The sequence below is a fragment of the Taklimakanibacter albus genome (assembly GCF_016595235.1).
In the GTDB taxonomy this organism is placed as follows: Bacteria; Pseudomonadota; Alphaproteobacteria; order Rhizobiales; family Aestuariivirgaceae; genus Taklimakanibacter; species Taklimakanibacter albus.
On sequence record NZ_JAENHL010000004.1, the window covers coordinates 50,155 to 62,087 of the forward strand.

Sequence of the window (11,933 nt, forward strand, 5' to 3'; positions counted from 1 at the left end):
ATCCATCACTTCAGGTCTGCGCGACCTGAAGTGGTGATGCAGGCAGATTTCAGTTCAGGTTGAAATTGCGCTTCACGATCTGCGCCTTCGGCTTGATCGTCTCTTCGCGCGCCTGGAGCTGCGGTGCCGGATTCACTGGCTTCGGGGTCGGATTTCGCGATCCCTTCTGCTTGACGACGACTTGGGCGCCCGGCTTCACGCGCTCATAGAGATCGGCGACATCGACATTGAGAAGACGGATGCAGCCCGAGGAGACCGCTTTGCCGATGGAGCGCGGATCGGCGGTGCCATGGATCCGGTAGAGGGTATCGACCTTGCCCTGGAACAGATAAAGCGCCCTGGCGCCGAGCGGATTGGTCGGGCCGCCCGGCATGCCATTCGCCCATCTGGCGGCGTTGGCGTCGCGCTTCACCATTTCGGCGGGCGGCGTCCAGCGCGGCCATTTCTGCTTCCACCGCACATCGGCTCGGCCCGACCAGGAAAAGCCCTGGCGGCCGACGCCGATGCCATAGCGCAACGCCTCGCCATTGGGCTGCACCAGATAGAGATAGCGGTTGGCCGTATCGACCACGATGGTGCCCGGCTTCTCCGGACCCGAATAGCTCACCGCCTGGCGACGAAACTTCTCCGGCACCAGATTGGCGTCGGATTCATCGATAGGGAATTGCTCGTCGGGATGTGTAATGGCGAGTGCGGCCGGCGCGCCGAGCGCGCAAGCGCCGAAGAGAGTCGAAAATCTGAGCATTTGCCGGCGATTCATGAGGCACCTTGAGATTGATTCCGGTCCTCAGAACTAGCCGGAATAGATTCAAGAGTCTTTATCCCGGCGTGTCGCGGGGCGACATCACAACGATTTGATATTTCGCGATTATTACGTGTGGAGATGGTGGCGCGGCGGCCAGAGCAGGAAGGCTCGCGCAGATCGACAACAGCACATTCGGCGGGTAGCTCGGGGCTCTTGGCCCATACACCATCCTCCAACTGGACAATATGCCCCTACGGCAGTCGGGTGTATAGTGAAGCTTCTCTCGATGGGAGGACAGCATGGCGACCAGGATCGTAAACGACGTGAGGTCCCATTACCGCGCCTGGGACGAAGGCAAGGGCACGACGAGCGAACGCTTCCTCGAGCTCTTGGCCGACGATGCGACCTTCCGGTCGATCGGCGGCGGCGCGAAGGTCATGGAGTTCACCCGCTCCCACAAGGCCAAGGACAATGTCCGCGCCTATTTCGCCGAGCTGGCGCGTGATTGGCAGATGCTCTTCTACAATGTCAGCACGCTTCTGGTGCAGGACGACACCATCGCGGTCGTCTGCGAATGCGCCTGGAAGCACAAGCACACCGGCAAGACCGTCCACACGCCGAAGCTCGACGTCATCCGCATCAAGGACGGCAAGATCGTCGACTTCTACGAGTTCTTCGACAATCACCAGGCATTTTCCGCCTGCTCCACCGAAGGCGTGTGCTCGGCCCCCGCCGATCCGACGCCCTTCAACGGCACCGGCCCATCGCGTCTCGAGACCGGCATCACCGTCGCGACACGCGCCAATGTGAAAACGCTCAAGCATCTCTATGCGCAATGGGCTGAGACGAAAGGCGCCAGCGCGCAATCGATCATGGAGATTCTCGCCCCCAATGTCGTCTGGGGCTCGCTCTCGGCCGGCGCCTATCCCCTGGCTTTTCTGCGCACAGGCCGCAGCCGCGACGAGGTGGGCGACTATTTTCGCGGCCTCGCCGAAAGCTTCTCGATGAACTATTACGACGCGAGGGAGTATGTCGCCGCCGGCCCCTATGTGCTGATGCTGGGCGAAGTCTCTTTCACCAACAAGATAACCGGCAAGTCCTTCGTGTCGCCCAAGGCCGATCTCTGGCGCTTCGCCGGCGGCAAGGTGGTGGAGTTCTACGAGTATTTCGACACGGCCGCGGTGATGGCGACGACGAACGACTAGCGCTCTCTCGGCAACCACCCCTTCCCCAGAGCCACAATAAGGCCGGCTACCGTTTCGTTTTGCGGCAGCGCCCGCAATTGGCGGACCGCCTCGAAGCGCCAGGCGCCGTTATCGCGACCAGCGATCCACACAGCGGCGATCTCACCATTCGTGTCGCGCGCCTTGACCTTGTCCGGCACCTTCGGCAATGCCTTCTTCACCTCGAAGGCGACGCGCAGTTTGCGCTTCTTGGCATCGATGATCGTCACCGCAAATTTGCTGGCTGCCATCGCATCGGCGGTGATCGTGATCTCACGTGCGTCCTGGGTAAGGGTCTTGCCATTGCCGATCTTCACGCTGAACGGCCCCTCACCGCCGGTCCAGTCCAAGCGTATCGGCTCGCCGCCGGCTAGGATATAATTGCGCCCGCGCACCGCGAGCGGCACCTTGATCGCCTCCCCGGTCTCGGCGCCTTTCGACACCAGCACCGAGAAGGAATCGTCGTCCCCTCTTCCGGCCAGGATGGCGACGATCTGCTCGATGATGGTGAACGAGTCATCGCCGCTCGCCATCTCGCCGGCGATGTCCTTGCGCATGAGCTTGCCGGAGATGACGAGATTGCCCTCGCGCGCCAGACTCAACGTGATCTTGCTCGTCTCGTCGCGGATGAAGACGGAATCACCGTCAAAGATCGGCATCAGGAGCTTGGGCTGGAGCTCGACGCCTTTGCGCACCACGACGGTGCCCTTTTCGGCGTCAGCGCCTTTCAGCTCATAGGCCATGATGTAACCGGCCGGCCGGACGTCCTGGGCCTGCGACGGCGCCACCGTGATGAGAACACCCAGAACGATCAGAAGATAAGCGAGTACCCGCGCCACGATCGGCTCCTAATGCGTCTTGAGCATGGAGCGCCAGCCCTTGCCGTGGCTCCAGTCATAGATGATGCCCGCTAGTGAATCGAAGAACTTGTGCAGGATGAACAGCGTGAGCGTGACCGCGATGATGCGGATGGCGACCTCAAAGCCAAACAGGCGCGACAGGATCAAGGCCACGGCGACCGTGATGAGGCCGGCGATGAAGGCCGAGGGTGCCAGCTGGAAATTGTAGGAGATGAAGGCCAGCACCGCAAAAATGGCTACCGCGATGAGGATCTCCACCAGGGGCGAGGCCTCGGGCATGGTGGCCATGGCGGTTGCGGCAGCAATGGTATTGGCGAGGATCACTGCGCCCGGCTGCGAGCCGAGCGGTGTCGCATAGACGTCATGCGAATTGGCGTGAGTGACGCCGATGACCACGACGCGATCCCGGAAGGCGTCCGGGTGGATATCGCCGGCCGTCGAAGCTTTCCCGCCTTCGTAGCGCACCAGCGCCCAGGCCGGAATCTGCTTGAACACCGGCATCTGCACGCCTCTGAAGTCGATCGTCTTGGCGCTCGCCTCATCGGTATCAGCGTTGAACATGTATTGGATGGCGACATCCGACGACAATCGATGCGGCCAGACGCTGGGCTCCGCCTCGATGCGCTTGCAGCGCCGGTCGACCTGCTCGCCGAGGAACTGCCGGAGATCGCCCGTGCGGTCGCCTTCGGGATCGAATTTCGCGGCGGCGACGAGTGCCGGGGATGGATAGGTCACGCCGTCGGCGCCCTCGCACAAAGTCTGCCAGAGCCTGAGCCGGCGGACGATGCGATCGGCCGAGAGCGGCGTCAGCACGCTGACCCAGACGGCCTTGCCGGTCTCCGTGAAGAGACTGTCATAAGGCGTCGAGTTGGTCATGGTCGGCGTGCGCTCCGGCTGATCGGCGCTGACGCTGCCGGCGCGAAAGCTCCTGACGAACATCAAGGGCGGATCGCCCAAAGCTGAGCTGCGGATGGCTTCGGCGAGAGCGGGGTCGGCCGGCGTCGTCGCATCCTCGGGCGCCAGATCGATATCGACGACGACGGCGCTGGCGCCGCCGGCTTCGGCGGTCCGGATCAGCTCGGCCAGGGCCGCATGCGGGGTGATCGGCGGCCCGCCCCAATTCGCCATGGTCTCGTCGTCGATCTTAATGAGCGTGACGGGCAATGAATTCTTGGCGGCGCCCGACAGGGCCGCGGAAATCTCGATGATACGGTCGGTCTCGGTGAAGCTCTTATAGGCCGTGGTGATGCTCTTGCCGCCGCCCAGCAATGTGAGCAGCGCGACCAGCACGGCGGTGAGGATCGCCCACAGCCAGCGCGGCCAGCTTCGAAAAAAACCTGCCTTCGTTCCGCCCGCCATGTGCCGGCACTTGCCTCAGCCTTCAAACAGGATCCGGGCCGGCAGTCGTCTGCCGGCCCGTCCTAGTGTCAGAGATCAATCCTCTTCAGCCGGATCGTCCTTGGTGCCCGGACGGTCGAAGAAGGCCTTCACGGCGTCGAACATCACGCCTTTGGTCGTCTTCTCGTCGCCCTTCTTCCAGATCGCCTCGAACTTCTCCTTGTTCTCCTGGAAGTTCTCGAGGCGGGAGGCCGCATTGGCCGGATACATCTGCGCGATCAAGGCGCGGTCGCCCGCCGAGATCTGCGAGTTGGGCTCCGGCACGAAGCACTTGCTCTTGGCGCCCTTCTTGTAGAAATCGGCCGGGAACTGATAGAGCATGACCGAGGTCTTATCGAACTTGGTCAGCTGCAGATCCTCGCCCGAGGCCTGGCGCAGGTTCCAGTCGATGGTCTCCTTGGTCCAGTTGTTCGGCGGGCCTTCCAGATAGCTGTAGATCAGGTTCCAGTTATATTCGTTGTCGCAGCCGCCTTTCGGATTCTGGTGCTCATGCTCGATGCCGAGCGCATGGCCGAATTCGTGACGGATGGTGCCGATCTCATAGTCCGACAGCTGGTCCGGCGTCACATTCATGAAACCGCCGAGATTGAGCGAGGGCTCTTTCTGATCGACGAAGACCACGCTGTTCTGGCCGAGCTGTGACCAGTAGCCGTCCTGGCTGAACGACACGCGGATCTGCATCTCCTTGCCGTTCTCGGGCTGGCAGGTGCGCCGCTTGCCGGCCTTGCCGAAGTCGAAGCGGACGGAATTGTCTTCCGCCTGCCACTCCTTGGCGACATTGGCGACGACTTCACGCAGCGCCTGGCTGCCTTCCAGGAAGCACACGCGGATCTTGGGATAGTTGGCGCCCCACAGCGTGCTGTTGCGGTAGATGCCCTTCGATTGATCGGAATCGTCGAGCTTGTTCAGCGCCGCCTGATACTGCTTGATGCGCTTGATGTACTTGTCCGGCAAGCCGTCGCGCGCCAGCAGCGGATTCTTCTCCGCTGCGACCGCGCCGGAAGCCGCCGCGACGGCCAAAGCCGATGCGATGATCCATTTAGAAACGCCTAACGCCGCCATTCACTCAGTCTCCTTCGCGTTTGAATTGAGGTCGGGTTTAGTCAAAAAGCTACTGTCCGTCATCAGGGTCGTCAGCGGTGCCCTTGCGCTCGAAGAACGCCTTGACGAAATCGATCATCACACCCTTGCGGCCCTGATCGCCGGCTTTCGCGACGATGGCCTCGAGGGCCTGCTTGTTCTTCTCGAACGCCTCCATCCGTGCCGACGCCTGGGTCGGATACATATGCGCCAGCGTCCCGTGGTCGGCGGCCGAGATATCATCATTCGGATGGCCGGCGAAGCACGGACTGTCTGAACCCTTAAGATAGAACCTGTCCGAGAATGAATAGAGCATGACTGACTTCGGGTCGAAGTCCGTCATCTTGAGATCGTCGCCGAAATAGGTCTGCATGTTGAAGTCGATGGTCTGCTTGTCCCAGTTGTTGGGCGGACCGCTCAGATACTTGTTGATGAAATCCCAGTTGAACTCGTTCTGGCAGCCGCCGGCGGGGCTCTGATGCTCATGCAGCAGACCCAGAGCATGGCCGAATTCATGCAGGATGATGCCGCGTATATCGCCCTGGGCCAGCTCCTCGGGCTTGAACTTGTCGAAGCCGGAGAGATTGAGCGAGGCCTCCTCCTGTTTGGCATAGACGACGGCGTTCTGGCCTATATGCGACCAGTAGCCGGGCTGGTCGTAGGAGATGCGGATCTGATTCTCGCGCCCGGAAGCGGCTTCGCATTGGCGCGGCGCGTCGGCCTTGCCGAAATCGAGCTTGAGCCCGACCTCGTCGGTGACCCACTGATTGGCCACCCGGGCGACCGCGGCATTGGTCTCGGGGTTTCCGCCGAAGAAGCAGACGCGCAGCTTCGGATAGGTCGGGGCCCACACCGTCATGGTCGAGTACATGCCGCGGGCAGCGTCGGAATCATCCAATGATTCCAAATTCTTCATATGCTCGGCGATGCGCTTGAGATGCTCCTTGGGAAGGCCCGCGCCAATACCTCGGGGATCATGGGCCTGGGCCTGGCCTGACAAACAGACTGCCGCTATGGCCATGGTACCGACGACCCTGGCCAGCCTCTTAACCGACATGCACAACTCCCTGTTGATCCCCTCCGAGGGCTAGACGAATCTACCACACAGAGGCGAAGCGACAAAATAGGTTATCGTTGCGGAAGGTGGTGAAACTGAGATCATACGGCGTCAAACTCGGTGCGAACTCAAGGCTGGCCGGAGGGCCTGAAAAGTTGCAAAATGGCGCTATGGAGTTACGCGACATCGAATCCTGCCTGCCGCCGAGGCTTCATACCTTCAGCCGGCAAGTGCTGGAGATTTATCTTCATGGCCATATGACCACCGAAGAATTCCGCCGCTGGTTCCACATGCCGAACTCCGACTACCTGATGCTCGGCGACTGCATCGCCCAGAAGGTCGATCCACATTATATCCCGGAGGCCAAGCTTCCACCCTCCATCACGCTCAGGCCCAACAACACATTCTGAAGCCTCTGGGCTACGGCTTTCCGAAAACCGTCTTCATCAGAGCGCGCGCGGCGCGCCCTTTTTCGCCGGCAGGAATGAGCTTCTGAAGCGCGGCCTTGTTCTTCTCGAACGCCGCCCGTCGCGCCTTCTTACTTGCCGGATACATGCTCACGACCGCCTTCCGGTCCAGTTCGGTGATTTCGCTATTATACTGCTTCACGAAGCACGGGCTCGCGGCGCCCTTTAGAAAGAACTTCTCGGGGAGCGGCGAGAGCATGATGGATTTCGCGTCAAAGTCGACGCCAACGACATCGGCGCCTGTCATCTTCTCGTACCAGCCGAGTTCAACGGGAAGGATTAGCCCTCCGCCCGTGAGGTACGACGTTATGTAGTTCCAGTCGAATTCCTTCTCGCACACGCCATTGGGATTCTGATGTTCCTCGAGCAGTCCCAGGGCATGACCGAACTGATGCAGGATCGAGCCGCGCTCCTTCCCCTCCCGCAGTTTGTCAGGCGCGATCTTGTTGAAGCCTTCCAGATTGAGAGAGGCATCATTCTGCCCGGCAAAAACGACGGCGTTTTTGCCGAAATGGGACCACTCTCCCGGTTGCTCATAGGAGATGCGAATCTGGTTTTCGCGCTTACCGGCCTTCCCGCATCGGCGCGGCTTGTCCGCCTTACCGAAATCGAAACTCAGACCGGCATCCGCGTTGGTCCATTGTCCCGCTATTTCGGCGACAGTGGCATTGGTCGCATCGGAGCCGCCAAAGAAGCACACCCTGAGTTTCCCATAGCTCGGCGGCCAGACCGAGAATCCCGCGTAAAAGGCCCGGGAAGCATCGGAATTACCCAATGATTCTAATATATTCGTCTTTTCTTTCAGGCGCTTGAGATGATCCTGGGAGACGCCGCCGGAGAATAAATGCAGGTCCTCCGCCGCGGCCTGGCCGCACATCAGAGCCGCAACAATGACAACCGGGGCCAAGCTCAGGCGGGGCATATTCAACTCCCTGTAGACCGACCTATCGCAACGGAAAGCGATGAAACTGGATAACAATATGTCCAATTCACCGCAAGGCGCCGGCCTGATGAATTTGAGGAGCCTGCATCCCAGATACTGATCTTCCGCGCGCCGGAGGGAACTGTTATCGGTGCGTATCATCTTTTGAGCCTGTCGGAGTCCACATGGATATTAAGCCGGATGTCATCGCCGCGATTGGCAACACCCCCCTCATCAAACTGAAGAAGGCCTCGGAGCTCACCGGCTGCACCATCCTGGGCAAGGCCGAATTCATGAATCCGGGCCAGTCGGTGAAGGACCGCGCCGCGCTGTTCATCATCAAGGACGCGATCGCCAAGGGCCAGTTGCGCCCGGGCGGCACCATCGTCGAAGGCACCGCCGGCAATACAGGCATCGGTCTTGCGGTGGTCGCCAACGCCATGGGCTTCAAGACCGTCATCGTCATTCCGGTGACTCAGAGCCAGGAGAAGAAAGACACCCTCCGTCTCCTGGGCGCCGAGCTCGTCGAAGTACCGGCCGTTGCGTATAAGAACCCCAACAACTACGTGAAATATTCCGGCCGCCTCGCCGAAACCCTGGCCAGGACATCGCCCAATGGCGCGATCTGGGCCAACCAGTTCGACAATGTCGCCAACCGCCAGGCCCATATCGAAACCACCGCGCAGGAGATCTGGAAGCAGACCGACGGCAAGGTCGACGGCTTCGTCTCGGCGGTGGGCTCGGGCGGCACGCTGGGCGGCGTCTCGGACGGTCTCAAGGCCAAGAACAAGAATATCCGCATCGCGCTCGCCGATCCCCTCGGCGCCGCCCTCTACAGCTACTACACGACGGGCGAGCTCAAGGCGGAAGGCTCCTCTATCACCGAAGGCATCGGCCAGGGCCGCATCACCAAGAACATCGAGGGCGCCAAGGTCGACGACGCCTTCCAGATCACCGATCAGGAAGCCATCCCGCTCGTCTTCGATCTCCTGAAGGACGAAGGCCTCTGCCTTGGCGGCTCGACCGGCATCAACGTCGCGGGCGCCATCCGCCTCGCCCGGCAGATGGGCCCCGGCCACACGATCGTCACGCTGCTGTGCGACTACGGCACGCGCTACCAGTCGAAACTCTTCAACCCGGAATTCCTGCGCGAGAAGGGCCTGCCGGTGCCCGAATGGCTCGAGGAGCGCATCGCCCATGTGCCGACGGTGTTCGAGGATGTGAGCGCCTGATGACCACCCTGCTCTTTCGCGACGACGCCTATCTCAAATCCTGCGCCGCCAAGGTCGTCGGCATCAATGAGCGCGGCGGCATCCTGCTCGACCAGACGGTCTTCTACGCCACCGCCGGCGGCCAGCCGGGTGACAAGGGTAGCCTGAGCATCGACGGCACGGTCGTTCCGATCGCCACCACCGTCTATGACGAGGCGAAGAATGTCGTGCATGTGCCGGCCGCTCCGGTGACGCTCGCCCAAGGCGCGCCCGTCACCGTGGCGCTCGACTGGGACAACCGCTACCGCAATATGCGCTGCCATTCGCTGATGCATCTGCTGTGCGCCGCGGTACCCTTCCCGGTCACCGGCAGTGCCTTGACCGAAGATGGCGGCCGCATCGATTTCGATATCCCGGAAGGCCACATCCCGGCCAAGGACGAGCTTGCCGCCAAGATCAACACCTGGATCACGGAGGATCATCCGATCACCACGCGCTGGATCGCCGAGGAAGAGCTCGACGCCAATCCCAATCTCGTGCGCACCTTGTGGGTGAAGCCGCCGCGCGGATCGGGGCGCATCCGTCTCGTCTCGATCGGCGAGAATGACAGTGTCGATCTGCAGCCCTGTGGCGGAACGCATTTGAAAGCGACGGGCGGCATCGGCGCGATCGCCGTCGTCAAGATCGAAAACAAGGGCAAGATGAACCGCCGCATCAGGCTGGCCTTCGCATCGTAACGGGAAAGAGTCATGTCGCCTTATGTCGTATCCACCGAGTGGCTGGCCGAGCGTCTCGATGCGCCGGACATCGCGATCATCGACGCTTCCTGGCATCTGCCGACGGCGAAGCGGGACGCCAAGGCCGAGTTCCAGGCAGCGCGCATTCCGGGCGCCCAGTTCTTCGATCTCGACGATATTTCCGACACCACGACGAGCCTGCCCCACATGCTGCCGAGCCCCGAGAAATTCGCCTCGCGCATGCGGAAGCTCGGCATCGGCGACGGCAAGAAGGTGATCGCCTATGATACCGCCGGACTGTTCTCGGCGGCGCGCGCCTGGTGGATGTTCCGCATCTTCGGTCATGACGATGTCGCGGTGCTCGATGGCGGCTTCCCGAAATGGAAGGCGGAAGGCCGCGCGGTCGACGAGGACCCGCCGGGCAAGCCGCAGGAACGGCATTTTTCGGCGCGTGTCCAGTCGATGATGGTGCGCGACAAGGCCGATGTCCTGGGAGCGATCAAATCCGGCAAGAGCCAGATTGCCGATGCGCGCTCGCCCGGCCGCTTCACCGGCGCCGAGCCCGAGCCCCGTCCCGGCGTCCGCTCAGGCCATATGCCTGGCGCCGCCAATGTCCACTACGCCACGCTGCTCAACAAGGACGGCACGCTCAAATCACCCGACGAGATCGCCAAGATCTTCGCGGCAGCCGGCATCGATGTAAAGAAGCCGGTCATCACCTCCTGCGGATCGGGCGTCACCGCCGCGATCCTGACACTTGGCCTCACCCTCATCGGCGCCAAGGAGCATGCGCTTTACGATGGCTCCTGGAGCGAATGGGGTGCGGCCGCCGATACTCCCGTTGCAACAGGACCCGCTACATGACTCATGCCGACCTCCTCGACCGTTATGCCGAACTGATCGTCCGCTCCGGCGTCAATGTCACCGCCGGACAGGAACTGGTCATGACGGCGCCTGTCGACGCCGTGCCGCTGGTGCGCCGTATCACCGAACATGCCTACAAGGCCGGCGCGACCTTGGTCACGACCTTCTATGGCGATGATGAAGCGACGCTCGCCCGTTTCGCCCATGCCGACGACAAGAGCTTCGACACCGCCCCGGCCTGGCTCTTCGACGGCTTCGCCAACGCCTTCAAGGCGGGTGCGGCGCGGCTCGCCATCATCGGTGAGGACCCGTCTCTGCTCGCCGGACAGGATCCCGACAAGGTGACGCGCGCCAACCGCGCCCGCTCCAAGGCCTATCGCCCCGCCCTCGAGCTCATCGCCGGCCACGCCATCAACTGGTGTGTCGCCGCCGCGGCGACGCCCGCCTGGGCGCGCTCGGTATTTCCCGGCAAGGCGCCCGCCGAAGCGCTCGATGCCTTGTGGCGCGCCATCTACACCTGCAGCCGCGCCGACACGCCCGATCCGGTCGCGGCCTGGGTCGAGCATTCGCGCAAGCTGCGCCAGCGCACCGACTTCCTCAATGGCAAGCGTTATCAGGCGCTAAAATACAAAGGCCCCGGCACCGACCTGACGCTCGGCCTCGTCGACGGCCATGTCTGGAAGGGCGGCGCCTCGACGGCGAAGAACGGCGTCACCTGCAACCCGAATATCCCGACCGAGGAAGTCTTCACCATGCCGCATAAGGACAGGGTGGACGGCATCCTGTCCTCGACCAAGCCGCTGTCCTATCAGGGCACCTTCATCGAAGGCATCAAGGTGCGCTTCGAGGCTGGCCGCATCGTCGAATCCCATGCCGACAAGGGCGCCGATATCTTCGCCACCATGATCGCGACCGACGAAGGCGCCGCCCGCCTCGGCGAAGTGGCGCTGGTGCCGCATTCCTCGCCGATCTCGGCGAGCGGCATCGTCTTCAACAACACGCTCTTCGACGAGAACGCCGCCTGCCACATCGCGGTGGGTCAATCCTACAGCGACACACTCGCCAATGGCGGCAGCCTGAGCAAGGACGCGCTCGCCGCCGCCGGCGCCAATGCGAGCCTCATTCATGTCGACTGGATGATCGGCTCAGGCGCGCTCGACATCGACGGCGTCCTGGCCGATGGCCGCACCGAGCCTTTGATGCGCAAGGGCGAGTGGGCGGCCTGAGCGTTGCCGGGGTCCGCTGATATTCCCCTGTAGAAATACAGGGGACTCTGCAGCGGATTATCAGGGGATTAGCAGGGATCTACAGGGATTTCCGAATTCCCCTGTTATTCTCGGGGCCGGATGAGGTTGAGATAGCATCGTTA

General features: G+C 62.0%; 12 protein-coding genes. 6 read left to right on the forward strand and 6 right to left on the reverse strand.

Features of this window, described 5'->3' with window-relative positions; all coding sequences use genetic code 11:
* Positions 1–49: 49 nt before the first annotated feature.
* Positions 50–760: a L,D-transpeptidase gene (locus tag JHL16_RS01555; protein WP_200183152.1), complete on the reverse strand. Its 711-nt coding sequence runs from the start codon at positions 758–760 to the stop codon at positions 50–52.
* A 284-nt stretch (positions 761–1,044) separates the two neighbouring features.
* Between JHL16_RS01555 and JHL16_RS01560 the strand changes: the two genes are divergently transcribed.
* Positions 1,045–1,950, forward strand: coding sequence for a nuclear transport factor 2 family protein (locus JHL16_RS01560; protein ID WP_200183153.1), 906 nt, complete (start codon positions 1,045–1,047; stop codon positions 1,948–1,950).
* Here the strand turns inward: JHL16_RS01560 and JHL16_RS01565 are convergent.
* The 4 genes from JHL16_RS01565 to JHL16_RS01580 form a co-directional block, all read right to left on the reverse strand.
* Complete coding sequence (locus JHL16_RS01565; RefSeq protein WP_200183154.1) at positions 1,947–2,807, reverse strand: hypothetical protein; 861 nt, start codon at positions 2,805–2,807, stop codon at positions 1,947–1,949. The two genes, JHL16_RS01560 and JHL16_RS01565, sit on opposite strands and share 4 nt — an antisense overlap.
* 9 nt (positions 2,808–2,816) lie before the next feature.
* Positions 2,817–4,187 carry a CHASE2 domain-containing protein gene (locus tag JHL16_RS01570; RefSeq protein WP_200183155.1) on the reverse strand — a complete coding sequence of 457 codons (1,371 nt, stop codon included), beginning with the start codon at positions 4,185–4,187 and terminating at the stop codon, positions 2,817–2,819.
* A 75-nt stretch (positions 4,188–4,262) separates the two neighbouring features.
* Positions 4,263–5,288 carry a zinc metalloprotease gene (locus tag JHL16_RS01575; protein ID WP_200183156.1) on the reverse strand — a complete coding sequence of 342 codons (1,026 nt, stop codon included), beginning with the start codon at positions 5,286–5,288 and terminating at the stop codon, positions 4,263–4,265.
* A 49-nt stretch (positions 5,289–5,337) separates the two neighbouring features.
* Positions 5,338–6,363: a M12 family metallopeptidase gene (locus tag JHL16_RS01580; RefSeq protein ID WP_200183157.1), complete on the reverse strand. Its 1,026-nt coding sequence runs from the start codon at positions 6,361–6,363 to the stop codon at positions 5,338–5,340.
* Positions 6,364–6,533: 170 nt separating this feature from the next.
* On the opposite strand from JHL16_RS01580, the gene JHL16_RS01585 reads away from it, so the two are divergent.
* Complete coding sequence (locus JHL16_RS01585; protein ID WP_200183158.1) at positions 6,534–6,773, forward strand: hypothetical protein; 240 nt, start codon at positions 6,534–6,536, stop codon at positions 6,771–6,773.
* A gap of 10 nt (positions 6,774–6,783) precedes the next feature.
* Here JHL16_RS01585 and JHL16_RS01590 read toward each other — a convergent pair whose 3' ends face one another.
* Positions 6,784–7,752, reverse strand: coding sequence for a zinc metalloprotease (locus tag JHL16_RS01590; protein WP_200183159.1), 969 nt, complete (start codon positions 7,750–7,752; stop codon positions 6,784–6,786).
* A gap of 185 nt (positions 7,753–7,937) precedes the next feature.
* Here JHL16_RS01590 and JHL16_RS01595 point away from each other — a divergent pair, with 185 nt between their 5' ends.
* From JHL16_RS01595 to JHL16_RS01610, 4 genes are read left to right on the forward strand one after another with little or no spacing between them, the layout of a single operon-like run.
* Positions 7,938–8,984, forward strand: a complete 1,047-nt coding sequence (locus JHL16_RS01595) for a cysteine synthase A (RefSeq protein ID WP_200183160.1) — start codon at positions 7,938–7,940, stop codon at positions 8,982–8,984.
* On the forward strand, positions 8,984–9,700 hold the full coding sequence (locus JHL16_RS01600) for an alanyl-tRNA editing protein (protein WP_200183161.1): 717 nt from the start codon (positions 8,984–8,986) through the stop codon (positions 9,698–9,700). Before JHL16_RS01595 ends, JHL16_RS01600 begins: the two co-directional genes overlap by 1 nt.
* A gap of 12 nt (positions 9,701–9,712) precedes the next feature.
* Positions 9,713–10,564 carry a 3-mercaptopyruvate sulfurtransferase gene (gene sseA / locus JHL16_RS01605; protein WP_200183162.1) on the forward strand — a complete coding sequence of 284 codons (852 nt, stop codon included), beginning with the start codon at positions 9,713–9,715 and terminating at the stop codon, positions 10,562–10,564.
* Positions 10,561–11,790 carry an aminopeptidase gene (locus JHL16_RS01610; RefSeq protein WP_200183163.1) on the forward strand — a complete coding sequence of 410 codons (1,230 nt, stop codon included), beginning with the start codon at positions 10,561–10,563 and terminating at the stop codon, positions 11,788–11,790. Before sseA ends, JHL16_RS01610 begins: the two co-directional genes overlap by 4 nt.
* Positions 11,791–11,933: the final 143 nt, after the last annotated feature.